The sequence below is a fragment of the Streptomyces sp. Q2 genome (assembly GCF_056820935.1).
This window is the reverse complement of record NZ_JBXEJE010000014.1, coordinates 141,941-166,962: the sequence shown is the minus strand read 5'-3', so window position 1 is coordinate 166,962 and position 25,022 is coordinate 141,941. Positions and strand designations below refer to the sequence as shown.

Annotated in this window: 18 protein-coding genes, 3 tRNA genes and 1 pseudogene; 12 read left to right on the top strand and 10 right to left on the bottom strand. The window is 71.0% G+C overall.

The features are described from left to right. Window positions 1-87: 87 nt before the first annotated feature. The 3 genes from ACWBNA_RS17600 to ACWBNA_RS17590 are packed head-to-tail and all read left to right on the top strand — an operon-like array spanning window position 88 to window position 3,700. Window positions 88-1,650: an amino acid adenylation domain-containing protein gene (locus ACWBNA_RS17600; protein WP_482705284.1), complete on the top strand. Its 1,563-nt coding sequence runs from the start codon at window positions 88-90 to the stop codon at window positions 1,648-1,650. Further along, window positions 1,647-2,915, top strand: a complete 1,269-nt coding sequence (locus ACWBNA_RS17595; RefSeq protein WP_482705282.1) for a ferredoxin reductase domain-containing protein — start codon at window positions 1,647-1,649, stop codon at window positions 2,913-2,915. The genes ACWBNA_RS17600 and ACWBNA_RS17595 overlap by 4 nt, the downstream gene beginning before the upstream one ends. A gap of 17 nt (window positions 2,916-2,932) precedes the next feature. Continuing rightward, window positions 2,933-3,700 carry an enoyl-CoA hydratase-related protein gene (locus ACWBNA_RS17590; protein WP_482705281.1) on the top strand — a complete coding sequence of 256 codons (768 nt, stop codon included), beginning with the start codon at window positions 2,933-2,935 and terminating at the stop codon, window positions 3,698-3,700. On the opposite strand, the gene ACWBNA_RS17585 is transcribed toward ACWBNA_RS17590, so the two are convergent. After that, the gene (locus ACWBNA_RS17585; RefSeq protein ID WP_482705280.1) at window positions 3,687-4,385 is read right to left on the bottom strand and encodes a SanA/YdcF family protein; all 699 of its coding nucleotides are present in this window, start codon (window positions 4,383-4,385) and stop codon (window positions 3,687-3,689) included. The two genes, ACWBNA_RS17590 and ACWBNA_RS17585, sit on opposite strands and share 14 nt — an antisense overlap. Window positions 4,386-4,711: 326 nt before the next feature. Between ACWBNA_RS17585 and ACWBNA_RS17580 the strand changes: the two genes are divergently transcribed. The 5 genes from ACWBNA_RS17580 to ACWBNA_RS17560 all read left to right on the top strand — a co-directional run bounded on the left by ACWBNA_RS17580 (window position 4,712) and on the right by ACWBNA_RS17560 (window position 11,886). After that, the gene (locus tag ACWBNA_RS17580) at window positions 4,712-5,518 is read left to right on the top strand and encodes a sirohydrochlorin chelatase (protein WP_482705322.1); all 807 of its coding nucleotides are present in this window, start codon (window positions 4,712-4,714) and stop codon (window positions 5,516-5,518) included. A gap of 165 nt (window positions 5,519-5,683) precedes the next feature. Beyond that, entirely contained in the window at window positions 5,684-6,979 is a 1,296-nt protein-coding gene (locus ACWBNA_RS17575) for a deoxyguanosinetriphosphate triphosphohydrolase (protein ID WP_482705278.1), read from the top strand. A gap of 136 nt (window positions 6,980-7,115) precedes the next feature. Next, window positions 7,116-8,381 (top strand): NAD(P)/FAD-dependent oxidoreductase, encoded by a 1,266-nt coding sequence (locus ACWBNA_RS17570; protein WP_482705277.1) that lies wholly within the window; start codon window positions 7,116-7,118, stop codon window positions 8,379-8,381. A gap of 152 nt (window positions 8,382-8,533) precedes the next feature. Then, the gene (gene dnaG, locus ACWBNA_RS17565; protein WP_482705276.1) at window positions 8,534-10,435 is read left to right on the top strand and encodes a DNA primase; all 1,902 of its coding nucleotides are present in this window, start codon (window positions 8,534-8,536) and stop codon (window positions 10,433-10,435) included. A gap of 107 nt (window positions 10,436-10,542) precedes the next feature. Next, a complete protein-coding gene (locus tag ACWBNA_RS17560) occupies window positions 10,543-11,886 on the top strand; it encodes an RNA polymerase sigma factor (RefSeq protein WP_482705275.1) in 1,344 nt (447 codons plus the stop codon). A 188-nt stretch (window positions 11,887-12,074) separates the two neighbouring features. On the opposite strand, the gene ACWBNA_RS17555 is transcribed toward ACWBNA_RS17560, so the two are convergent. The 4 genes from ACWBNA_RS17555 to ACWBNA_RS17540 form a co-directional block, all read right to left on the bottom strand. Then, the gene (locus tag ACWBNA_RS17555; protein WP_482705274.1) at window positions 12,075-14,003 is read right to left on the bottom strand and encodes an ABC transporter ATP-binding protein; all 1,929 of its coding nucleotides are present in this window, start codon (window positions 14,001-14,003) and stop codon (window positions 12,075-12,077) included. Then, on the bottom strand, window positions 14,003-15,736 hold the full coding sequence (locus tag ACWBNA_RS17550) for an ABC transporter ATP-binding protein (protein WP_482705273.1): 1,734 nt from the start codon (window positions 15,734-15,736) through the stop codon (window positions 14,003-14,005). The genes ACWBNA_RS17555 and ACWBNA_RS17550 overlap by 1 nt, the downstream gene beginning before the upstream one ends. Window positions 15,737-15,890: 154 nt before the next feature. Then, complete coding sequence (locus tag ACWBNA_RS17545) at window positions 15,891-17,345, bottom strand: FGGY family carbohydrate kinase (protein WP_482705272.1); 1,455 nt, start codon at window positions 17,343-17,345, stop codon at window positions 15,891-15,893. 87 nt (window positions 17,346-17,432) lie between these two features. Further along, window positions 17,433-17,738, bottom strand: coding sequence for a YtxH domain-containing protein (locus tag ACWBNA_RS17540; protein WP_468654125.1), 306 nt, complete (start codon window positions 17,736-17,738; stop codon window positions 17,433-17,435). Between the two features lie 159 nt (window positions 17,739-17,897). Here ACWBNA_RS17540 and ACWBNA_RS17535 point away from each other — a divergent pair. From ACWBNA_RS17535 to ACWBNA_RS17520, 4 genes and pseudogenes are all read left to right on the top strand, one after another. Then, window positions 17,898-17,970 (top strand) — tRNA-Asn (locus tag ACWBNA_RS17535). A 6-nt stretch (window positions 17,971-17,976) separates the two neighbouring features. Next, window positions 17,977-18,049, top strand: a tRNA-Asn gene (locus ACWBNA_RS17530). Window positions 18,050-18,217: 168 nt separating this feature from the next. After that, window positions 18,218-18,294 (top strand) — tRNA-Ile (locus ACWBNA_RS17525). A 226-nt stretch (window positions 18,295-18,520) separates the two neighbouring features. Next, a pseudogene (locus ACWBNA_RS17520) lies at window positions 18,521-18,700 on the top strand (MurR/RpiR family transcriptional regulator); the annotation flags it as partial. 49 nt (window positions 18,701-18,749) lie between these two features. Here ACWBNA_RS17520 and hutU read toward each other — a convergent pair. Genes hutU through ACWBNA_RS17495 form a run of 5 tightly spaced genes read right to left on the bottom strand, consistent with a single transcriptional unit; the run spans window position 18,750 to window position 24,846 of the window. Then, window positions 18,750-20,408, bottom strand: a complete 1,659-nt coding sequence (gene hutU, locus ACWBNA_RS17515) for a urocanate hydratase (RefSeq protein ID WP_482705321.1) — start codon at window positions 20,406-20,408, stop codon at window positions 18,750-18,752. A gap of 5 nt (window positions 20,409-20,413) precedes the next feature. Next, entirely contained in the window at window positions 20,414-21,196 is a 783-nt protein-coding gene (locus ACWBNA_RS17510) for an enoyl-CoA hydratase-related protein (RefSeq protein ID WP_055634697.1), read from the bottom strand. Continuing rightward, window positions 21,189-22,064 (bottom strand): 3-hydroxyacyl-CoA dehydrogenase family protein, encoded by an 876-nt coding sequence (locus ACWBNA_RS17505; RefSeq protein ID WP_345570844.1) that lies wholly within the window; start codon window positions 22,062-22,064, stop codon window positions 21,189-21,191. The genes ACWBNA_RS17510 and ACWBNA_RS17505 overlap by 8 nt, the downstream gene beginning before the upstream one ends. A 20-nt stretch (window positions 22,065-22,084) precedes the next feature. Next, window positions 22,085-23,308 carry a CaiB/BaiF CoA transferase family protein gene (locus tag ACWBNA_RS17500; RefSeq protein WP_482705271.1) on the bottom strand — a complete coding sequence of 408 codons (1,224 nt, stop codon included), beginning with the start codon at window positions 23,306-23,308 and terminating at the stop codon, window positions 22,085-22,087. Beyond that, complete coding sequence (locus ACWBNA_RS17495; protein WP_482705270.1) at window positions 23,305-24,846, bottom strand: HAL/PAL/TAL family ammonia-lyase; 1,542 nt, start codon at window positions 24,844-24,846, stop codon at window positions 23,305-23,307. Before ACWBNA_RS17495 ends, ACWBNA_RS17500 begins: the two co-directional genes overlap by 4 nt. Window positions 24,847-25,022: the final 176 nt, after the last annotated feature.

Here is a 25,022-nt window from a genome sequence, read left to right as displayed (position 1 = left end):
CCGTTCATTCCGGCTGCATCCACACGCGGCTTGGCCGCATGTGGCACACCGTCACTCGAAACAGCCAGCCAGGAGGTCCCCCCAACCATGCCTCTGCGCCATTTAACCCCCCGCGACCAGCACCTTTTCCGGCAGTACGGCCACGGCCCCACGGCCACCGTCCCGGACCCCCTCGTCCACCACGCCGTGGAACGGTGGGCCGCGTCCGCCCCCCACTCCGTCGCCGCCGAGCACCTCGGAGCGACGATCACCTACGGCCGGCTCGACCGGTACGCCGACGCCCTCGCCGCCCGCCTCGTTCGTGAGGGCGTACGCCCCGGCGACCACGTCGGACTCTTCGTCCGCCGTTCGATCCCGATGATCGTCGGTCTGCTCGGCATCCTGAAGGCCGGCGCCGCCTACGTCCCGCAGGACATCGCCCTGGCGCCCCCGGCCCAGCTCGCCCACGTGGTCCGCACGGCCCGCACTCGCGTGGTCCTCACTCTGGCGGAGCACGCCCACCGGGTGCCGTTGCCGGACGGCCACCGCGTGATCGCGCTCGACGAACCGCTGCCGTACGTTCCCGGCCCCCGCCGCGCCACCGACGGTGAACCCCGGACCCCGCGCCCGCACGTCCGCCCCGACGACGGCTGCTACGTCCTGTTCACCTCCGGCACCACCGGCCGCCCCAACGGCGTCAAGGTCACCCACCGCAACGTCGCCAACCTGCTGCTCACCCAGCCGGGCGGCCTCGGCATCCGCCCCGGTGACCGCGTGGCCCAGCTCCTCAACATCGCCTTCGACATGGCCGCCTGGGAGATCCTCGGCGGCCTCGCGCACGGCGCCACCCTCGTCATCCGCGGCAGGGACATCGCGGCGGCGGCCCGTACGGCCACCGTGCTGATCGCCACCCCGACCGTGCTGTCCGGCATCGACCCCGCCGCCTGCCCGCGCGTCCACACGGTCGCCGTCGCCGGAGAGCCCTGCCCGCGCCCGCTCGCCGACCTCTGGGCCCGCCGGGCGGCCTTCTTCAACTGCTGCGGCCCCACCGAGACGACGATCGTCAACACCATGCGCCGGCACGACCCGGCCGACCCGCTGCTGACCATCGGCCGCCCCACCCCCAACAACACCGTCTACGTCCTCGACGCCGACCGCAGACCGCTGCCGGTCGGCGAGGTCGGCGAGATGTGGGCGGGCGGCGACTGCGTCTCGGCCGGCTACCTGGGCGACGACCGGCTGAACGCCGAGCGCTACGCCCCCGACCCCTTCCTCGGCGGCGACCGCCGGATGTTCCGCACCCGCGACCTGGGCCGCTGGACCGACGACGGCGAACTCGAACACCTCGGCCGCACCGACGACCAGGTCAAGGTGCGCGGCTTCCGCGTCGAACTCGACTCCGTCTCCTCGGTCCTGGAGTCCGTCGAGGGCTGTGTGCGCGCGGTGACCCTGAAACGGGACGCCCGGAACCTGGTCTCCTTCGTCTGCCCGGCGGACGTCGACCCGGACGAGGCCCGCCGCACGGTGGCGGATGCGCTGCCCTACTACTGCGTGCCCGCGGACGTCCTGCCGCTCGCGTTCCTCCCCGAGACCGATCGCGGCAAGATCGACAAGCAGGCACTGCTGCGGCTGGCCGCGGAGCGGACCGCTCTCCAGGGGGTGACCCGATGACGACCTCACTCGACCGCGAGGCCGTCGCGGCCGTCGAGCTGCCCCCACTCCTGCCCGCCGCCCGCCGCCTGCTCAAGCACCCGCGCCTGATGCACCACAACCGCCTGGCGGGGCTGGTGATCCTGACCAACCTGGTGTTCCTGTACGCAGGTTGGCCGCTGTCGACACCGACCCTGGGGCACGCCTCGATCGCCAACCTCGCGCTCGCGATCGTCGTCCGCCAGCAGCACGTCATCAACCTCTTCTTCCGCCTGGCCACCTGGCCGTCGACCGGTTGGCCGCTGCGGGTCCGCTGGACGCTGGGCAAGGTCTACCACTTCGGCGGACTGCACGTGGGCGGGGCGCTCGCCGGAGCGGGGTGGTTCCTGGCGCTGGCGGTCGCGGTGACGGCGGAGGGCGGCAACACCGCGCTCCTAGCGGCCAGTTGGACCTTGGTGGCTCTCCTGGCCGTCATCGTCGCCACCGCCCTGCCCCCCTTCCGTTCCCGCCACCACGACCACTTCGAGAAGATCCACCGCTTCGGCGGCTGGACGGCCCTGGCCCTCTTCTGGACGCACACGCTGCTGTCCACCCCGGGACCGGTCCCGCTCACGGTCCTCTCCGTGGTCACCTTCAGCGTCGCCCTGCCCTGGCTGCGGCTGCGCAAGGTCGACGTACACGTCGAACGCCCCTCGCCGCACGTGGCCCTGGCCCGCTTCGACCACGGCGAGACCCCCTTCGCCGGCTCCTCCACCGCGGTCAGCCGCAGCCCGCTGAAGGAGTGGCACTCCTTCGCCAACGTCCCGTCCCCCGGCGAGCCCGGCTTCCGCCTCACGATCTCCCGGGCCGGCGACTGGACGGGCTCGTTCATCGACGACATGCCGTCCCGGGTGTGGGTGAAGGGCATCACCACGGCCGGCGTCGCCAACATCGAGACCCTCTTCACCAAGGTCGTCTACGTCGCGACAGGCAGCGGCATCGGCCCCTGCCTGCCCCACCTCCTCGCCGCCGAGGTCCCCTCCCGCCTGGTCTGGGCGACCCGCGACCCCCGCACCACCTACGGCGACGCCCTCGTCGACGAGATCCTCGCCGTCCAGCCGCACGCCCTCGTCTGGGACACCTCCCGCGACGGCAAACCCGACATGGTGCGCCTCGCCTACGAGGCCTACCGCGACTTCGGGGCCGAAGCGGTGATCTGCATCTCCAACAAGAAGCTCACCTGGCAGGTGGTGCACGGACTGGAACGGCGCGGAATTCCCGCGTACGGCGCGATCTGGGACTCGTAGACCGAGGAGGAACACCGATGGACACCATCAAGATCGAACGGCACGACCGAGTGGTCACCGTACGCCTGCACCGCCCGCACGTCCGCAACGCCCTGAGCGGCGAACTCCTCGCCGAACTCCTCTCCGCTCTCCGCCCGCTGGACGCGGACCCCGAGGTCGGCTGCCTCGTCGTCACCGGCTCGGAGACCATCTTCGCGGCGGGTGCCGACATCAAGGAGATGGCGTCGAAGACGGCCGTGGAGATGGCGGCGGAGGACTACTTCGCCGCCTGGGAGGAGTTCGCGGACCTCCGCACCCCGAAGATCGCGGCCGTGGGAGGGCACGCCCTGGGCGGCGGCTGCGAACTGGCGATGATGTGCGACCTGGTGATCGCCGGAGAATCGGCGGTCTTCGGCCAGCCGGAGATCAAGCTGGGCGTGATCCCGGGCATCGGCGGCACCCAGCGCCTGACCCGTCTGGTGGGCCGGGCCAAGGCGATGGACCTCGTCCTCACCGGCCGCACGATGGACGCCCGCGAGGCGGAGACCGCTGGCCTGGTCTCCCGGGTCGTCCCCGACGACCGCGTCCTGCCCGACGCCCTCGAAGCGGCGGCGACCATCGCCTCCTACAGCCGTACGGCGGTCAGGGCGGCCCGCGAGTGCGTCGACCGCGCCCTGGAAACCGGCCTGCGCGACGGCGTCCGCTTCGAACGCCGGGTCTTCCACGCCCTGTTCGCGACGCAGGACCAGAAGGAGGGCATGACCGCGTTCCTGGAGAAACGCGCCCCGCGCTTCACCGGCCGCTAGCAAGCGCCTCGGTGACCCCCGGTTCCCTCGGACCGAGGAACCGGGGGTCCGGCTCGAACGCGGCGTCCAGCGCCGCCTTCCCCGCCGCGAGGATCTCCCGGGCGCCCCCGTAGTACCAGGTCACGTCGTGCTTGGCGGCGACCCCGACGCCGTACGACTCGACCCCCGCCGCCTGGCACAGGGCGACCGCCCGCCGGATGTGGAAACCCTGGCTGATCAGCACGGCCCGGTCGACACCGAAGATCCTCTTCGCGCGGACGCAGGAGTCCCAGGTGTCGAAGCCGGCGTAGTCACTGACGATCCGCCCGTCGGGCACCCCGTGCTTCGTGAGATACGTGCGCATTGCGTCCGGCTCGTCGTAGTCCTTACGGCTGTTGTCGCCGGTGACCAGGACGACCTCGATGCGGTTCTCGCGGTACAGCTTCGCCGCCGCGTCCAGCCGGTGGGCCAGATACGGCGATGGCTCCCCGGCCCACAGACCGGCGCCGAAGACGACGGCGACCTCGGTGCGCGGCACGTCCGCCTCCGTCCGCAGCCGGTCGCCCGTCACGGCGTACATCCAGGTCGCCGGAAGCAGCGCCAGCACGCACCCGGCCATCACGGCCTGCACCAGCCGCCGCCGCCCGGCACGGGTGCGCGGCAGACGGGGTCTGCGCAGCTGTCTGAGCGGCCTCGGCAGTCGCATCGGACGGTCCCTCCCCGGTCGGCTCTCGACAGTCAGAGACGTCCTGTAAGGCCCTCCGGTTCGCCGCACCCTCTGTGACCAGCTTCACTACGACCTGCGAAACGGCAGGTCACAACACCTCACAGCCCCCCTGCACCCCACCGTGAACCCCTCGAAAACACCCGTCATTCCCGCGCAACGGGGCGGCAACCTCCCGCGGCCACCATCGGTTCATGACGGCGACGAGCAAGACGAGCAAGTCGAACGTTCCTGGTGAGAAGACCACGACCCGCCCCGTCGGAGCCCTGCCGCTCCCGGGGGCCGACCTCGACAGTACGGCGCACCTCATGAACCGGATCAGCAGCCAGCTCGCCACCCAGCTCAGCCTCGTCTCGCTCGACGGCCGCCGACGCCCCGAGCCGCCCGCGCTCGTCCTGGTCGCCCACGGCAGCCGCGACCCGCGCACGCTGAGCACGGTCCACACGCTCGTCGAGCGCGTCCGTGAGCTGCGCCCCGGTCTGCCCGTGCACCTCGGTCACATCGAGCTGAACGAGCCGCTGCTCCCCGACACCCTCGCCTCCCTCGGCACCGGCGACGCCGTCCTCGTACCGCTGCTCCTCAGCCGCGGCTACCACGTCAAGCGCGACATCCCCGAGATGGCGGCCGCCTCCCGGGCACGCACGCGCGTGGCCGGCCCGCTCGGCCCCCACCCCCTTCTCGTGGACACCCTGCACGCCCGCCTGGTCGAGGCCGGCTGGCCCACCCGCCTGGACGAGGCCACCCGCCGCACCAGCGCGGTCGTCCTCGCCGCGGCCGGCTCCCGCGACCCCGACGCGGCCGTCGACACGGGCCGCACGGCCCAGCTCCTGTCGCAACGCCTAGGCGTGCCGGTGGTCCCGGCCTACGCCTCCGCCGCCACCCCGACGGTCGACACGGCGATCCGCGCCCTCGCCGCCCGAGGCCGCGACCGAGTGGCCGTGGCCTCCTACTTCACCGCCCCGGGCCTCTTCGCCACCCAGTGCGCCGAAGCGGCCCCCTGGATAGCCGCGGCCCCCCTGGGCACCCACCCGGCCATGGCCCGCCTGGTCCTGCACCGCTACGACCAGTCCCTGGCAACGGCGACGATGCCGGCACCGGAACTGGCCTCGGCTTGATACCGGAACTGGCCTCGGCTTGATAAACGCCGAGATGGGCTGACGCCCTGAAGGGGCGGGGGGACTGCGCGACAAGCCACAACGCACCCGCACCCGCCGCCACCACAGGTCCTGGCAGACCCGTAGGCACACCCGATTGTCACCACCTGCGCCTACTGTCGAGACATGGAAGGCACCGACCCCGCACACCAGAACCACATCCTGCCCCCCGGCTACGACCCGACGTCAGTCGACCGCTGGGCCACCGAACCGGACAAACGCCCAGGCCGCACCGCCTTCCAACGCGACCGCGCCCGCGTCCTGCATTCCTCCGCCCTGAGACGACTCGCCGGCAAGACCCAGGTGGTGACGCCCGGCACCCGGAACCAGGCGTGGGACGCCAGCCCCCGCACCCGCCTCACCCACTCCCTGGAGTGCGCCCAGGTGGGCCGAGAGCTCGGCGCGGCCCTGGGCTGCGACCCCGACCTGGTGGAGGCCGCCTGTCTCTCCCACGACCTCGGCCACCCCCCGTTCGGCCACAACGGCGAAGTGGCCCTCAACGAATTCGCCGACGACTGCGGCGGCTTCGAGGGCAACGCCCAGTCCCTGAGGCTCCTGACCCGCATCGAGCCCAAGCGCTTCACCGCCGAAGGCTCCGTCGGACTGAACCTCACCCGTGCCGCCCTCGACGCCGCCACCAAGTACCCGTGGCCCCGAGGTGCCCACCCCACCGACCCGAAGTCCCCGAAGTTCGGCGTCTACGACGACGACCGGCCCGTCTTCGACTGGGTCCGCGAGGGTGCCCCCGGCACCCGCACCACCTTCGAGGCCCAGGTCATGGACTGGTCCGACGACGTGGCGTACTCGGTCCACGACGTCGAGGACGGCCTGCACGCCGGTCACATCGACCCCAACTGCCTGCACGCCGAGCCGGAACGCCAGGCGGTCTTCGCGGTCGCCATCGGCCGGTACGTCCCCGAGGACACCGACCCCGCCGAGCTCGCCGCGGCCCTCGACCGCCTCCAGGACCAGGAGTGGTGGCCGCACGGCTACGACGGCTCGGCCGTCGCCCAGGCCCGCCTGAAGGACGCCACCAGCCAGCTCATCGGCCGCTTCTGCCTCGCCGCCGAGGCCGCCACGCGCGCGGCGTACGGCACCGGGCGGCTCACCCGCTACACCGCCGAGCTGGTCGTCCCCCACGAGACCCGCCTGGAGTGCGCGGTCCTCAAGGCGGTCGCCGACCGGTACGTCATGCAGCGCGCCGAACAGGAGCGGCTGCGGGCCGACCAGCGGATCGTGGTCGCCGAGCTGGCCGAGGCGCTCACCGCGCGCGCACCGGACGGCCTGGACCCCCAGTTCCGGGCCCTGTTCGACCAGGCGTCCGACGACCGCGCCCGCAAGCGGGTGATCGTCGACCAGATCGCGGCCCTCACCGACATCGCGGCCCGTTCACTGCACGAACGCCTGACGGGGCATCTGTGAGAGGGCTGAGACACCAGATGACGTGAAACCAGCCCGTACGTGACACTCCGTGGCCTGAACGGGCCACTCCCTCTTCCCGCATCACCCTGCGTGCGGGACGCTCGCATGTGGCGGCACCCTTACGAGGAGGCATCAAGTGGTCGACGCGGATCAGACATTCGTCATCGTCGGAGGCGGTCTCGCCGGCGCGAAGGCGGCCGAGACGCTCCGAGCGGAGGGCTTCACCGGCCGCGTGATACTGATCTGCGACGAACGCGACCACCCGTACGAGCGCCCGCCCCTCTCCAAGGGCTACCTCCTCGGCAAGGAGGAGCGCGACAGCGTCTTCGTCCACGAACCGGCCTGGTACGCGCGCAACGACATCGAGCTGCACCTCGGCCAGACCGTCGACGCCGTCGACCGGACCGCGAAGACCGTCCGCTTCGGCGAGGACGGCACCGTCGTCCGCTACGACAAGCTGCTCCTGGCCACCGGCGCCGAGCCCCGCCGCCTGGACATCCCGGGCACCGGCCTCGCGGGCGTCCACCACCTGCGGCGCCTCGCCCACGCCGAGCGCCTCAAGGGTGTCCTCGCCGCCCTGGGCAGGGACAACGGTCACATCGTGATCGCCGGCGCCGGCTGGATCGGCCTGGAGGTCGCGGCGGCGGCCCGCGAGTACGGCGCCGAGGTCACCGTCGTCGAGCCGGAGCCGACCCCGCTGTACGGCGCTCTCGGCCCCGAGCTCGGCAACCTCTTCGCCGAGCTGCACCGCGAGCACGGCGTCCGCTTCCACTTCGGCGCCCGGCTGACCGAGATCGTCGGCCAGGACGGCGTGGTCCTCGCCGCCCGCACCGACGACGGCGAGGAGCACCCCGCGCACGACGTCCTCGCGGCGGTCGGCGCGGCCCCGCGGATCGCCCTCGCGGAGGCCGCGGGCCTGGAGATCGCCGAGCGCGCGCACGGCGGCGGTGTCATGGTCGACGAACGGCTCCGCACCTCCGACCCCGACATCTACGCGGCAGGCGACGTGGCCTCCTTCCACCACGCCCTCTTCGACACCCGGCTGCGTGTCGAGCACTGGGCCAACGCGCTCAACGGCGGCCCGGCGGCGGCCCGCGCGATGCTCGGCCGCGACCTCACCTACGACCGTGTGCCCTACTTCTTCTCCGACCAGTACGACATGGGGATGGAGTACAGCGGCTGGGCGCCCCCGGGGTCGTACGACGAAGTGGTGATCCGGGGGGACGCGGGAAAGCGTGAGTTCATCGCGTTCTGGGTGAAGGAGGACCGGGTGCTGGCGGGGATGAACGTGAACGTGTGGGACGTCACAGAGCCCATCCAGCAGCTGATTCGTGGCAAGGCCCCGGTGGACACCGACGCGCTCGCGAACCCGCACGTACCGCTCGACAGCCTGGCCTCGTGACCCGACGAGTGCGATCGGCTGTCACACCACCACCGTGCCGCGATTCCCGGGGGACGCCGTGTCCCGTAGCCGCCGCGCGGCGGGCCGGCCCCCCGGCCGGGGGTCGGTCACCGCGCCCCGAGAGTGTCAGTTCTGCCCCGTAGACTCACCTCGTGGCAGGACGGATCAACGACGAGGACGTGAAGGCGGTACGGGACGCGGTCCCGATCGACGCCGTGGTGTCCGAGTACCTCCAGCTGCGCAACGCGGGCGGCGGAAACCTCAAGGGGCTGTGCCCCTTCCACGACGAGAAGTCGCCGTCCTTCCAGGTCAGCCCCAGCAAGGGACTCTTCCACTGCTTCGGCTGCCAGGAGGGCGGCGACACCATCACGTTCGTGATGAAGGTCGACCACCTCTCCTTCTCCGAGGCGGTCGAGCGCCTCGCCGCCCAGGCCGGCATCACGCTGCGCTACGAGGAGGGCGGGTACAACCCCTCCCACCAGCGCGGTGAGCGGATCCGCCTGGTCGAGGCCCACAAGGTCGCCGCCCAGTGGTACACGGAACAGCTGGCCACCAGCCCCGAGGCGGACACCGGCCGCAAGTTCCTCGCCGAGCGCGGCTTCGACCAGGGCGCCGCCGAGCACTTCTCCGTCGGCTACAGCCCCCAGGGCTGGGACCACCTCACCCGCTACCTCCGCGGCAAGGGCTTCTCCGACAAGGAGCTCCTGCTCTCCGGCCTCTCCCAGGAGGGCCGACGCGGCCCCATCGACCGCTTCCGGGGCCGCCTGATGTGGCCCATCCGCGACATCGGCGGCGAGGTCGTCGGCTTCGGCGCGCGAAAGCTGTACGAGGCGGACAACGGCCCCAAATACCTCAACACGCCGGACACGGCGATCTACCGCAAGTCCCAGGTGCTGTACGGCATCGACCTGGCGAAGAAGGACATCGCCAAGTCGAGCCGCGCGGTCGTGGTCGAGGGCTACACGGACGTCATGGCCTGCCACCTCGCCGGCGTCACCACCGCCATCGCCACCTGCGGTACGGCCTTCGGCACCGACCACATCAAGATCCTGCGCCGGCTGCTGATGGACAACGGCAGCGCACGCGTGATCTTCACCTTCGACGGCGACGCGGCCGGCCAGAAGGCGGCCCTGCGGGCCTTCGAGGACGACCAGAAGTTCGCCGCCGAGACGTACATCGCGATCGCCCCGGACAACATGGACCCGTGCGAGCTGCGCCTGGCCAAGGGCGACGAGGCGGTCGCCGACCTGGTCGAACCCCGCACCCCGCTCTTCGAGTTCGCGCTGCGCCAGATCGTCGTCCGCTACGACCTGGACACCCCGGCGGGCCGCGCGGCCGCGCTGGACGAGGCCGCCCCCATCGTGGCCCGCATCAAGAACAGCGGCGCCCAGCACGAGGTCGCCGTGCAGCTCGCCGGCATGCTCGGCATCCTCGACACGCAGTTCGTCGTCAAGCGGGTCGCCCAGCTGGCCCGCTGGGCCCGCGACCGCGGCGGCCAGGGCCCGGCACCGCAGCGCGTCCGAGGCCAGCAGTACGACGCCCCGCCCCGGCCCGCCGTGTCCGGCCCCGCCCTCAACCTCCGCAACCCCGTCTACGCCACCGAGCGCGAGCTCCTCAAACTCGCGCTGCAGCGCCCCGAACTGGTCTCCCCGGCCTTCGACGCGTACGGCATCGACGAGTTCACCGCCCCGCCCTACGCGGCCGTCCGCCAGGCCGTCATGGACGCGGGAGGCGTCGAATACGGCACCCAGGACCCGCAGGAGTACCTGGTCCGGGTCCGTGACGCGGCCCCGGACGACGCCGTCCGCGCGATGGTCACGGAACTCGCGGTCGAGGCGATCATGCGCAAGACGGTCGACGAGAACTACGCGGGCGAACAGCTCGTGACCGTACGCCGCAGGGCCGTGGCCCGCCGTATCCCCGATCTGCAGAGCGCCCTCACCCGGCTCGGCCAGCACGGCGACCCGGCCCAGGTCGCCGCCATCCAGAACGAGATGATGATCCTCACGAGGTACGACAGGGCACTCCAGGAACAGGGCCCCGCGGCACTCTGAGACCGGACGGCGAACGTCACGGGTAACCACCCGGTCACGGACCGGACTCAAAAAGTCCCCGCACGCCCCTCGTGGCGGTCATGTGTCGTACTCCACACTGGGTTCCGGTGCCTGAGTCCTCGGAGCGCGGCCGATCCGTCCCCAACGGGTCCCACACCCCCGCGGTTCCGCTCAACGCGTACGGGACGGACAGCGGCGAGGCCGTCGACTCCGCTCCCGAAGTAGCGCTGCCGCACACCTCAGCAGCGATCATCCTGGAGGTCGCCCCCGTGCAGACCCAGACCCTCACCCAGACCGAGATCGGTACGGACGGCACGGAACCGGACGCGGAGACCGACGTTCTCCTCGCGGTCCCGCCGCAGAACCGTGCCGTGCACCACCCCGAGGCGGAGCCCGAGGCCCCGCCGGCCGACGCGCTGGAGAGCGCCGAGGTCCCCGAACCAGTCGAGGTCCCCGAACCCGTCGAGGTCCCCGAACCGGTCGAGGTCCACGAACACGTAGAGGTTCCCGAGCCGCGCCGTGGCCGCGCCGACACCGGCGCCCCCTCCTCGGACCTGTTCCGCCAGTACCTGCGGGAGATCGGCCGCATCCCGCTGCTCACCGCCGCCGAGGAGGTCGAACTCGCCCGCCGGGTCGAGGCCGGCCTGTTCGCCGAGGAGAAGCTGAGCAACACCCCCGACCTGGACAGCGAGTTGGCCCTCGACCTGGACAAACTGGTCGTGATGGGCCGCATGGCCAAGCGCCGGCTGATCGAGGCGAACCTGCGGCTCGTGGTCTCCGTCGCCAAGCGGTACGTCGGCCGCGGACTGACCATGCTCGACCTGGTCCAGGAGGGAAACCTCGGCCTGATCCGGGCCGTCGAGAAGTTCGACTACGCCCGCGGCTACAAATTCTCCACGTACGCCACCTGGTGGATCCGCCAGGCCATGTCCCGCGCCCTCGCCGACCAGGCCCGCACCATCCGCGTCCCGGTCCACGTCGTGGAACTCATCAACCGCGTCGTCCGCGTCCAGCGCCGCATGCTCCAGGAACGCGGCTACGAACCGACGCCGGAAGAGGTCGCCGACCACCTGGACCTGACGCCGGAGCGCGTCAGCGAGGTCCTGCGCCTGGCCCAGGAACCCGTCTCCCTGCACGCCCCCGTGGGGGAGGAGGACGACGTGGCCCTCGGCGACCTGATCGAGGACGGCGACGCGGCCAGCCCGGTCGAGTCGGCGGCGTTCCTGCTGCTCAGGCAGCACCTGGAGGCGGTCCTGTCGACGCTGGGGGAGCGGGAGCGGAAGGTCGTACAGCTCCGCTACGGCCTGGCCGACGGCCGCCCGCGCACGCTGGAGGAGATAGGCCGTATCTTCGGCGTGACCCGCGAACGGATCCGCCAGATCGAGTCGAAGACCCTCAACAAACTGAGGGACCACGCCTTCGCGGACCAGCTGAGGGGCTACCTGGACTGAGACAGCCGTTTCTCGCCCCCGCCGCCCCTTCTGGAGCTCCGCCCCAGACCCCGCTCCTCAAACGCCGGAGGGGCTGAATTTCAGCCCGTCCGGCGTTTGAGGACGAGGCCCTTCGGGCCGAAAGCGGGGGTCTGGGGGCGCAGCCGCCCCCAGGGACGGGACGGGAAGGGGCGGCGGGGGCGAAAAGGCTAGTCCACCTCGGCCACCGCCTGCGCGAACTGCGCCTGGTACAGCCGCGCATACGCCCCGTCGGCCGCCAGCAGGTCGGTATGCGTGCCCTGCTCCACGATCGACCCGTTCTCCATCACCAGGATCGTGTCCGCGTCCCGGATCGTCGACAGCCGGTGCGCGATCACGAACGACGTACGCCCGTGCGCCAGCTTGGCCATCGCCTTCTGGATCAGCACCTCCGTGCGGGTGTCCACGGAACTCGTCGCCTCGTCGAGGACCAGGATCACCGGGTCCGACAGGAACGCCCGCGCGATGGTGATGAGCTGCTTCTCACCCGCGCTGACCCCGCTGCCCTCGTCGTCGATCACGGTGTCGTACCCGTCGGGCAGCGTCCGCACGAACCGGTCCGCGTGGGCGGCACGGGCCGCCTCCTCGATCTCTCCGCGCGTGACCTCGCGCGCGGCACCGTACGCGATGTTCTCGGCGATCGTGCCGCCGAACAGCCAGGTGTCCTGCAGCACCATGCCGATCCCGGCGCGCAGCTCGTCCCGGGACATCCGGGCGACGTCGACGCCGTCGAGGGTGATCCGCCCGCCGGACACCTCGTAGAACCGCATGAGGAGATTGACCAGCGTGGTCTTGCCGGCTCCCGTGGGGCCGACGATCGCGACCGTGTGGCCCGGCTCCACCGTCAGGGAGAGATCCTCGATCAGCGGCTTCTCCGGGTCGTACCGGAACGACACGTGCTCCAGCGCCACCCGCCCGCGCAGCTCCTCGGGCCTCACACCCGGCACCGGATCCGCCTCCTGCTCCTCCGCGTCCAGGAGTTCGAAGATCCGCTCGGCCGAGGCCACGCCCGACTGCACCAGGTTCGCCATCGACGCGACCTGCGTCAGCGGCATCGAGAACTGCCGCGAGTACTGGATGAAGGCCTGCACATCGCCGATGGACAGCGCACCGGCCGCGACCCGCAGCCCGCCGACGACCGCGACCAGCACATAGTTCAGGTTCGACACGAACATCATCAGCGGCTGCATGACCCCGCTGTTGAACTGCGCCTTGAACCCGGCCTCGTACAGGGCGTCGTTCTGCTCGGCGAACTGCTTCGCCGAGTCCTCCTGACGGCCGAACACCTTGACCAGGTTGTGCCCGGTGTACATCTCCTCGACGTGCGCGTTCAGCTTGCCGGTGGAGCGCCACTGCTGCACGAAGTGCGGCTGCGACCGCTTGCCGACACGCGTGGCGACGACGAACGACAGCGGCACGGTGACGAGCGCGACCAGCGCCAGCAGCCAGGACACCCAGAACATCATCACGAGCACACCGACGATGGTGAGCAGCGAGTTGATGAGCTGGCCCATCGACTGCTGGAGGGTCTGCCCGATGTTGTCGATGTCGTTGGTGGCCCGGGACAGCACCTCACCGCGCTGCCGCTTGTCGAAGTACGACAACGGCAGCCGCGACAGCTTCGTCTGCACGTCCTCGCGCATCCGGTACATCGTCCGGTTGACCGCCCGGTTCACCAGCCGGGTCGCCACCAGCATCAGCGCGCCGGCCACCACGAACACGGCGAGCGCGAGCAGCAGCACCTCCCCGACGGCACCGAAGTCGATGCCCTGGCCAGGGGTGAAGTCGGTGCTGCGGAGCATGTCGGCGACGGAGCCCTCGCCCCGCTCGCGCATGGCGTCGAGGACCTCCGCCTTGGTCTGCCCGGCCGGCATCTGCCGCCCGACGATTCCCGCGAAGACCAGGTCGGTGGCCTTGCCGAGGATCTTCGGCCCCACGACCGACAGGGCGACGCTCACCGTCACGCAGACCAGCAGCGCGTAGATGGTCAGCCGCTCGGGCTTGAAGTGGGTGATGAGTCGTTTGCCCGCCCCCTTGAAGTCCATCGAACGGTGGTCGGGGCCGGTCCCGGCCATCATCCGTCCCGCAGGCCCCGCCATCAGGCAGCCTCCGCTTCCGTGAGCTGGGAGAGCACGATCTCCCGGTAGGTCTCGTTGTCCGCCATGAGCTCGTGGTGCCTGCCGGTGCCGACGACCCGTCCCTCGTCGAGGACGACGATCCGGTCGGCGTCCCGGATGGTCGACACCCGCTGGGCGACGATCACGACGGTCGCCTCGGCGGTCTCGTCGGCCAGCGCGGCGCGCAGGGCTGCGTCGGTCGCGTAGTCGAGCGCGGAGAAGGAGTCGTCGAAGAGGTAGATCTCCGGACGCTGCACCAGGGTGCGGGCGATCGCGAGCCGCTGCCGCTGACCGCCCGACACGTTCGTCCCGCCCTGGGCGATCGGCGCGTCGAGCCCGCCCTCCAGTCCCTTCACGAAGCCCTTGGCCTGCGCCACCTCCAGCGCGTGCCACAGCTCCTCGTCACTCGCGTCGGGATTGCCGTAGCGCAGGTTGGTGGCGACCGTGCCCGCGAACAGGTACGGCCGCTGCGGCACCATGCCGACGGTCTTCGCCAGCAGCACCGGGTCGATGGTCGCCACGTCGACACCGTCGACGAGGACCTCGCCGTCGGTCGCGTCGAACAGCCGCGGCACCAGCCCGAGCAGCGTCGACTTGCCGCTGCCGGTCGAGCCGATCACGGCGGTCGTCTCGCCCGGCCGGGCCACCAGGTCGATCGCCTTCAGCACCGGCTCCTCGGCACCCGGGTAGCGGAAGCCCGCCCCGCGGATCTCCAGGTGGCCGTGCCGGCGCAGTTCGAGCACCGGGGCCGTCGGCGGCACCACACTCGAAGAGGTGTCCAGGACCTCCTCGATGCGCTCGGCGCACACCTCGGCGCGCGGCACCATCATGAACATGAAGGTGGCCATCATCACGGACATCACGATCTGCATCAGATAGGCGAGGAACGCGGTCAGGTCGCCGATCTGCATCTGCCCGCTGTCGATGCGGTGGGCGCCGAACCACACCACCGCGATCGACGACAGGTTCACCACCGTCATGACCATCGGGAACATCAGTGCGAGCAGGTTGCCGGCGCCCAGGGCGGTGTCCGTCAGATCGGCGTTGGCCTTCCTGAACCGCTGCTCCTCGTACTCGTCCCGGACGAAGGCGCGGATCACGCGGTTGCCGGTGATCTGCTCGCGCAGCACCCGGTTCACCGTGTCCAGCTTCACCTGCATGGACCGGAACAGTGGGCGCAGGGCGCGCACGATCAGCGTCACGCAGATCCCCATCACCGGCACGACCGCGACCAGCACCCCGGACAGCGGTACGTCGAGGCCGAGCGCCAGCACGATGCCGCCCACACACATGATCGGTGCCGACACCATCAGGGTGAACGTCATCAGGGCCAGCATCTGGACCTGCTGGACGTCATTGGTCGTCCGGGTGATCAGCGAGGGCGCGCCGAACTGGCCGACCTCGCGCGCCGAGAAGGACTGCACCCGGTCGAAGACGGCGGCCCGAAGGTCCCGGCCGAGCGCCGACGCGGTCTTCGCGCCGTGGTACACGGCACCCACGTTGCACACGACCTGCACGAGCGAGATGCCGATCATCAGCGCGCCGAACGAGAGGATGTAGCCGGTGTCGCCCTTCACGACGCCGCTGTCGATGATGTCCGCGTTCAGCGTGGGCAGGTAGAGAGTGGCGCAGGTCTGCAGGAACTGCAGCAGCACCAGAAGGGTGATGGGTTTCTTGTAGGGCCTGAGATAGGTCCGCAGAAGTCGTATGAGCACGCTTGGTCTCTCGGAGTCGGCGGTGGGGGCGGGGTTTGGTTGCCCCTGGCCCCTATCGTCGGACACTCCACCCGTGTTACCTCAACCGATTAAGCCGACAGCAGTGCTTCACTCGGCCTTCCGGCCCAGGCTCATACCGGAGTCTTACGTTCCGCTATGACCGGAACGCCCCCGGATGTGTCTGCTCCCGCACCGACACGAACTGCTGCCGTACGGCCTGCCCCACCGCCAGGTCCTCGCCGGGCTCCAGAACCTGCGCCGCCGCTCCCTGCCAGGCCGGCGGGGTGCGCGGGTCGAGGTTCCCCTGCGACACGCCGAGCGCCCAGGCGGCCTGCCGGGCCGCCCCGATCGCCGCGTAGTCCGCCGGCTGCGGTACGACGACCTGCGCGCCGAACAGCGCGGGCGCCGCCGCCTGCACGGCGGGCAGCTCGGCGGCCGCCCCCAGCAGGAAGACGCGCCGCACCTCCACACCCCGGCCGCGCATCACGTCGAGCGCGTCCGCGAGCCCGCACAGCATGCCCTCGAACGCGGCCCGCGCCAGATGCTCCGGCTTCATCGACTCACGCCTGAGGCCGGCCAACGTCCCGGCGGTGTGCGGCAGACTCGGCGTCCGCTCACCCTCCAGATAGGGCAGCAGCACCAGTCCGTGCGCCCCCGGCGTCGACTTCATCGCCAGCTCGGACAGGCTCTCCAGATCGGCGAGCCCCAGCATCTCGGCGGCCCCGCGCAGGGTCCGTACGGCATTCAGCGTGGTGACGACCGGCAGGTGCATGCCGGTGGCGTCCGCCAACGACGTGATCATCCCGCTCTGGTCCACGAGCGCCTCGGGGTGCACGGCCATCACGGAACCGGAGGCCCCGAGCGACACCACCGCATCGCCCAGACCGAGCCCCAGCCCGAAGGCGGCGGACATCGTCTCGCCGGTCCCGGCGGAGATCAGCAGCCCTTCCGGAGTCGTACCGGCCGCGTCGGAGGGCCCGATCACCTCGGGCAGCATGACCTGGTGGCCGAGCGCCAGCTCGACGAGATCGGCCCGGTAGGCACCCGTGGCGGCGGACCAGTACCCGGTCCCGGACGCCCCACCGCGATCGGTGGTCCGTCTCACCGGCCGCCCGAGCAGCTGCCACACCAGCCAGTCGTGGGCCTGCAGCAGGACGGCCGTGCGCTGGGCGGCCTCGGGTTCGGTCTTGGCGAGCCAGCGCAGCTTCGCCACCGGCTGCGCGGCCTGCGGCACACAGCCCACGGCCTGCGCCCACGCCTCGCGCCCGCCGAGCGCGTCGACCAGATCGGCCGCCGCGACCTGCGCCCGCCGGTCCCCGCCGACCATCGCCGGCCGCACGGTGTTGCCCTGGGAGTCCAGCGGCACCACCGCGTTCTGCTGCGCGGACACGCCGATGGCCTGCACGCCCTCCAGCAGCCCGCCGCCGGCGGCTTCACCGAGGGACAGCAGCCAGGCCTGCGGGTCGACATCGGAAGGCCGCGCACCGCCGTCGGTGTTCTCCACCGGATGCGGTGCGTAACCCTGCCTCAGCACGGCGCCCGTGTCCGCGTCACAGACGACGATGCGAGTGAATTCGGGCGAACTGTCCAGCCCGGCGACTATCCCCATGGCCAAAATTCTGCCGTACCGCGAGGGGTGAACGTGTCGGCTCGGGGGCCCCTGTCCGTCGAAGGGCCCCCGACACGGCCCGGACCGCTAGGTATTGCTGGTACCCCAGTCGTCCCCGGCGGCCCCGTTCGTGTGGTGATCGCGCAGGGATCGCACCCGCTGGGCCACCGAGTCGGGCACCCGGTCACCCACCTTCTCGCTCACCACGTGGTACGCCTTGCCCGCGTACTGGCGGCCCTGCTGAGCCGCCGTCTCCGCGGTATTGCGGACGGCGGGGTTCTGTGCGACCTGGCGGGCGGACTTCTTCAGCTGCTCGTAGCGCTCGCGTCCGGCCTTCGTGCCCAGCACGTAACCCAGAGCGAGTCCGACGACGAACGTGAGCCGGTAGCGCATGACAGCCACCCTTCCCTCGTGTTGGTCTGCGGCGCGGCATCGGTGCCAGAGGGGAACCGATTGGCGGAGCACCCCCCTGCTTGCGCTAATGTATGTGTCGCAGCGACCGCCCGCCCCCTGGCGAATACCCAGGGAGCAACGTTCGATGCAGCGAGGCAATCCTCCGTAGCTCAATTGGCAGAGCAGCCGGCTGTTAACCGGCAGGTTACTGGTTCGAGTCCAGTCGGGGGAGCTTCGATCTTCCGTAGCTCAATTGGCAGAGCAGCCGGCTGTTAACCGGCAGGTTACTGGTTCGAGTCCAGTCGGGAGAGCAACGTGAACGAGGGCCCCGTAGGGGTCCTTTTTCATGTCCGTGGGAACCGGGCTCAGCGCGCCGCAGTCCTCCAGGGCAGGCGAAGTCGACCATCCGAAGCAGGAGATCGTATGAGCGGCTATGCTGCGGCAGACGGCGCGCACACGTGTACGCGACACGCCGCGATGGGGCGGTAGCTCAGCCGGTTAGAGCAGCGGACTCATAATCCGTCGGCCGTGGGTTCGAGTCCCACCCGCCCCACCACTCGCTGCGCGCGCGGAAACGATCTGACCTGCGGTTTTGTCGTCCCCTCGCTCGGGTTCGATGGTTGTGCAGCGAATGTGAGGGGGGCTCTGCCGTCTCAGGGGCCAAGCCAGGGGCCAATCTGTGTCCGATATAGGGTGATTTATTTGGCTGATAGGTCCGTGTCGGCCAGATATAGGTGCACCCCGCCTCGCGCAACAGATCGTGCTCGCCGTCATTGCCTTCTGTGTCCGACCTGCTGCTGCTCGCCGCCGTCGGCACCGGGCTCGCCTTCGACACCGCCTGCGCGCCGATACTGCTGGGCCGGGTGCTGCTGGAGGCGATCTGCGACGACCTGCCGGACGCGCAGGTCCGGCTGGAGCAGTTCGACGCGGGGGAGGCGGCGCGCGGGCTGTTCGTGGAGTGAGCGGTGGTGACCTCGGCGCGTTCTGGGAGAGCGATGCGCGTTCCGGGGATCAGACACCTTCGCGCATAGGCACCCGGACGCCCCGCTCGTCGGCGACCGTCTCCGCGATGTCGTAGCCGGCGTCGACGTGGCGGATGACACCCATGCCGGGGTCGTTGGTCAGCACGCGGCGCATCTTCTCGCCGGCGAGTGCGGTGCCGTCGGCGACGGAGACCTGGCCGGCATGGATGGAGCGCCCCATGCCGACGCCGCCGCCGTGGTGGATGGAGACCCAGGACGCGCCGGAGGCCACGTTGACCATGGCGTTGAGCAGCGGCCAGTCGGCGATCGCGTCGGAGCCGTCGAGCATGGCCTCGGTCTCGCGGTACGGGGAGGCGACGGAGCCCGAGTCGAGGTGGTCGCGGCCGATGGCGAGCGGGGCGGCCAGCTCACCACTGGCGACCATGTCGTTGAACCGCTCACCGGCCTTGTCCCGCTCGCCGTAGCCGAGCCAGCAGATACGGGCGGGCAGGCCCTGGAAGTGGACGCGCTCGCCGGCCATCTTGATCCAGCGGTGCAAGGACTCGTTCTCCGGGAAGAGCTCCAGGATCGCCTTGTCGGTCTTGTGGATGTCGGAGGCCTCACCGGACAGGGCGGCCCAGCGGAAGGGCCCCTTGCCCTCGCTGAACAGCGGCCGGATATAGGCAGGCACGAAGCCGGGGAAGGCGAACGCCCGCTCGTATCCGGCGAGTTGGGCCTCGCCGCGGATCGAGTTGCCGTAGTCGAAGACCTCGGCGCCGGCGTCCATGAAGCCGACCATCGCCTCGACGTGCTTGGCCATGGACTCACGGGCGCGGGTGGTGAAGCCCGCCGGGTCCTTGGCCGCGGCGTCGGCCATGTCGTCGAAGTCGACGCCGATGGGGAGGTAGGCGAGGGGGTCGTGGGCCGAGGTCTGGTCGGTCACGATGTCGATGGGGGCGCCCTCGGCGAGCATCTGCGGGAGCAGTTCGGCCGCGTTGCCGAGCAGGCCGATCGACAGAGGGCGGCGGGCGTCCCGGGCCTCCACCGCCAGCTGCAGGGCGTGCTGCAGCGAGTCCGCGCGCACGTCGAGGTAGCGGTGCTCGATACGGCGCTCGATGGCGCGCGGGTCGACGTCGATACAGATCGCGACGCCGTCGTTCATGGTCACGGCGAGGGGCTGCGCGCCGCCCATGCCGCCGAGGCCGGCCGTCAGCGTGATCGTGCCCGCGAGGGTGCCGCCGAACTTCTTCGCGGCGACGGCGGAGAAGGTCTCGTAGGTGCCCTGGAGGATGCCCTGCGTACCGATATAGATCCAGGAACCGGCGGTCATCTGCCCGTACATGGTCAGGCCCAGGGCCTCCAGGCGCCGGAACTCCTCCCAGTTGGCCCAGTCGCCAACCAGGTTGGAGTTGGCGATCAGGACCCGCGGGGCCCACTCGTGGGTCTGCATCACCCCCACCGGACGGCCGGACTGCACCAGCATCGTCTCGTCCTGCTTCAGGGTTCGCAGGGTGCGGACCATGGCGTCGAACGACCGCCAGTCACGCGCCGCCTTTCCCGTGCCGCCGTAGACGACGAGCTTGTCGGGGTGCTCGGCGACTTCCGGATCCAGGTTGTTCTGCAGCATCCGCAGCGCCGCCTCCTGCTGCCAGCCCTGCGCGCTGAGCGAGCTCCCGCGCGGAGCGCGCACGGTCCTCGGTCCAGAAATTCCAGTCATCGTTCGTTGCTCCGGCGCTTGTCGAGGAAGGCCCGCAGGCCCTGGGTGTGGTCGTCGGTGGAGGAGTTGAGGGCGGCCAGGCGGCGTTCGGTGCGGATGCCGACAGAGAGGGGCGTCTCGAAGGCCGTCAGCACCGCCTCCTTCGCCAGTCGGACCGCGGTCGCGGGGTGGGCGGCGATGGTGCGGGCCGTGTCGTGGGCTGTGCGGTCGAGCTGGTCGGGGGGTACGACGCGGCTGACGAGGCCGGCGGCGAGGGCTTCGGGGGCGGTGATGGTGCGGCCGGTGAGGATCATGTCCATCGCGAGGGCCTTGCCGACCGCGCGGACGAGGCGTTGGGTGCCGCCCGCACCGGGGATCGCACCGAGACGCAGCTCGGGCTGGCCGAAGCGGGCGGTGTCCGAGGCGATGACGAGGTCGCAGATCATGGCGAGTTCGCAGCCGCCGCCCAGGACATGGCCGTTGACCGCCGCGACGAGAGGGATGCGGGTGGCGTACAGGGCCTCCCACAGGTCGCTGAAATCATCGAGGTACGTGCCGACCGGGCCGGACTCCGAGAGTTCCGCCAGGTCGGCGATGTCGGCGCCGGCCGCGAAGAGGCGTTCCGTGCCGCTGATGACGACGCAGCGGACGTCGGGGTCGGCGTCCCAGGCGCGTACGGCGTCCAGCAGAGCCGTCATCATGGCGCGGCTCAACGCGTTGGCCGCTTCGGGGCGGTGGAGGCGGACGTGGCCGACCGCGTCCTCAGTACGGGTCAGAATGGTGCCGGTGCCGTCAGCCATCGTGGGTCAACTGCCTGACGACGGCGTCCCGGTGGGCCTTGACCCGGTCGGCCCGTTCGCCGGGCCACTCGTAGAAGCCGCGTCCCGACTTGGCGCCCAGAGCGCCTTCGGCCACCAGTTTCCTCACGGACTCCGGCACCTCGGCCGAGCGGCTCAGCTCGGGCATCAGGATCGCCGACACCTGCTCGACCACGTCCAGCCCGGCCAGGTCCATCAGCTCCAGTGGGCCGCAGGCCGCCCAGCGTGGGGCGAGCGTCGTACGGACCGCCAGGTCGGCGTCCGCCACGGAGGTCACGCCCGACTCCACCAGGTGCAGCACCTCGCGCAGCACCGCGTACTGGATACGGTTGACGACGAAGCCGGGGACATCCGCCCGTACGACGACGGGCAGCTTGCCGAGCCGCCGGGTCAGCGACTCGGCGCGCTCCATCGCCGTCGCGGAGGTGGCCTCGCCGGCGACGAGTTCGACGAGCGGCATGACCGGCGCGGGATTGAACCAGTGCATGCCGAGGAACCGGCCGGGATCGTCAAGTGCCGTGCCCAGCAGGGTGATCGGCACGCTGGAGGTGTTGGTGGTGAGCAGGCAGTCCGGTGTCACCGCGGCCTCGATCGAGGCGAGGACGTCCTGCTTGAGGGCGACCACTTCGGCGACGTTCTCGCTCACCACGTCCGCGCCGTCCAGCGCCTCCGACAGCGAACGCGTGCGGAGGACCTCGTCCGGGACGAGGGCGCGCGCGGCGTCCAGGGTGGCTTCGCTGCGGGACCACAGGGCGACCCGGCAGCCCGCTCGGGCGAAGACCTGGGCGATGCCCGCGCCCATGGTCCCGGCGCCGATCACCGCCACGGTGGGCAGTTTCTTCTCCGGCATGTCTCTCTCCATTCGAGGGCTCAGATCGCGCCACGGGCGCGCAGGCCCGCGATCTCGTCGGGGCTCAGCCCGAGCGCGGCGGCCAGCACCTCGTCCGTGTGCTGCCCGAGGACCGGCGCGGGTGCGGGGGCGGCGGGCTGCGCTCCGGAGAAGCGGACGGGCTGACGCATCACGGCGACCTCGCCGGCCACCGGGTGCCGTGCGGTGCCCAGCAGCTGTCGCTGCCGCGCGTGGTCGCTGTCCAGGGCCTCCTTGAGGCTCCAGATGGGACCTGCCGGTACGCCCGCCGCCTCCAGCCGGTTCACGGCCTCGTCGACCGTCAGGCCACGCGTCCAGTTCTCGATCAGTACCCGGAGTTCGGCGTGGTGGCGGGCGCGCTGGGCGTCCGTGGCGAAGCGGGGGTCGTCGAGGAGTTCGGGCATGCCGGTCTCCTTGCACAGACGGGCGAAGAGGGCGTCGTTGGCGACCGCGAGGACGACCTGTCCGTCGCGGGCGGGGAAGCTGTCCATGGGGGCGGAGACCGGATGACGGTTGCCGATCCGCTCGGGTTCGGTGCCGTCGGCGGTGAACTGGGACAGCGACACGACCAGCAGGGACAGCACGGAGTCGAACATGGCGACATCCACGTGCTGCCCGTGCCCGGTGACGTCGCGTTGCCGGAGCGCGGCCAGGGCACCGTACGAGCCGTACATCCCGGCGACGACGTCGCCGATGGACTCGCCGACGCGGGTCGGGCCGGTGCCGGGCCAGCCGGTGAGGCTCATGATGCCGCCCATGGCCTGGATGATGTGGTCGTAGGCGGGGCGGTGGGCGAGTGGTCCGGTCTGGCCGAAGCCGGAGATGCTGACGTACACCAGGCGCGGGTTGACGGCGGCCAGGGTGTCGTAGTCGATGCCGAGGCGGGCGGTGACGCCGGGCCGGTAGTTCTCGATCAGGATGTCCGTGTCGCGCACCAGGCGGTGCAGCAGGTCGCGGCCCTCGTCGGACTTCAGGTTGAGGGTGATGCCGCGTTTGCCCCGGTTGAGCATCATGAAGTACGAGCTCTCGCCGTTGATGTGCGGGGCGAAGTGCCGGGAGTCGTCGCCGGCGCCGGGCATCTCGACCTTGGTGACCTCGGCTCCGAGGTCACCGAGCAGCGCCCCGCAGAGCGGACCGGCCAGGACCCGGGAGAGGTCGAGGACCTTGACGCCGGACAGCGGGCCTTTCTGATCTGCGTTGTTCTCGCTCGTCACCGTGCTCTTCATCGGGCCAGTCCTCCCACTACTGCTTCCACGGCCGCCACGAGGCTGCCGTCCGCGACCAGCTCCCGGGCCGCCGCGAGGTCGGGGTACATCTCGCGGTCCTCCTCCAGGGCGGCCACCCGCTCCCGGACCGCTCGGTACGCGGCCCCCGTCCCGGCTCCCGGGCGCAGGGTGCCGTGGTGCTCCAGCCCCTGCGCCGCCGCCAGGATCTCGATGCCGAGGCCCTGCTGTGCGTACTCGACCGCCTGCCGGGCCTGCCAGCCGGCGGGGACGCCCATGCTGACGTGGTCCTCCTGCATCGCCGAGGTCGGGATGTTGTGCACGGAGGCGGGCTGGGCGAGCGCGCGGGCCTCGGCGGCCAGCGAGGCGGCGACGTACTGCGGGATCATGAAGCCGGAGTCCTCGCCGCCGGGGGCCGCGAGGAAGGCCGGCAGTTCGCTGAAGTGGGCGTTGGTGAGGCGGTCGGTGCGGCGCTCGGAGATGTTGAGCAGGTGGGTGACGGCGATGGCGAGGACGTCCAGCGCCATGGCGACCGGGGCGCCGTGGCCGTTGCCGCCGGTGTGGGCGGTGAGCTCGTCGCCGGCGACGGAGAACAGCGGGTTGTCGGTGACCGAGTTGGCCTCGATGGTGACCGTGCGCTCGGCGTAGTCCAGCGCGTCGCGCACGCTGCCGTGGACCTGGGGCGCGCAGCGCAGGCTCAGCGGGTCCTGGAGGCGGTGGTGACGGTGCGCCGCCACGATCGCGCTGCCGTCGAGCAGGGCGCGCAGGTTCGCGGCGGTGGCCGCCTGGCCGGGGTGCGGGCGGGCCTGCTGGACGCGGGGGTCGAAGGCGCGGTCGTTGCCGCGCAGGGCCTCCAGGCTCATCGCCGCCGCTATGTCGGCGGCGGCGGTCAGCAGCCAAGCGTCGTGGACGGCGAGCGCCGCCATCGCGGTCACCTCGTACGTGCCGCTGATCAGGGCGTGACCCTCGCGGGGGCCCAGTTCGAGAACGGGCAGACCGGCGCGGCGCATCGCCTCGGCGCCGGGCAGCAGCTCGCCCTCGAAGTACGCCCGGCCGAGACCGGCCGTGACCAGGCCGATGTGTGCGGTGCCGATCAGATAGCCGACCGAGCCGCGGCCGGGGGACCAGGGGGTGACGCCTCGGTTGAGCATCGCGACGAGGGTCTCGACCAGACCGAGGCCCACTCCGCTGCGGCCCTGGGCCATCGCCCGCACGATCAGGAGGATCATGGCGCGCATGACTTCGGGCGGGTAGGGCTCGCCCACCCCGCAGGCATGGCTCTTGAGCATCTTCAGCTGGGCCGACGACACGTGCTCCGGGGCGACCGACACGTCGTAGAGGTCGCCGACGCCCGTGGTGAGCCCGTAGACGGGCTGTCCGTCCACGTCGAGGCCCGCGAGCATCCGGACGCGCATGCCCTTGACCGCCAGGGCGGCTTCCTCGGTGAGCAGCACCGGGGCGCCGTGCCGCGCCACCGACACGATGTCGTCAATGGACAGCGGCGTGGATCCGATGCCCACCGGCTCCCGAGAATCACTCACGGTATTCCTTCCCAGCGGTGCGTGTGTATGGAATCGGACGCTATGGACGCCCGGTTTCGCGTCTCGCTCGCCGAGGTTTCTGCCCGATGAAACCCGATTGCCACCAGGCGGCAGAGCGGCCTGCTCAGGATGTTCTTTCGGGCTCCGCGCATATCTGTGGCAGTGCAATCCTGCCC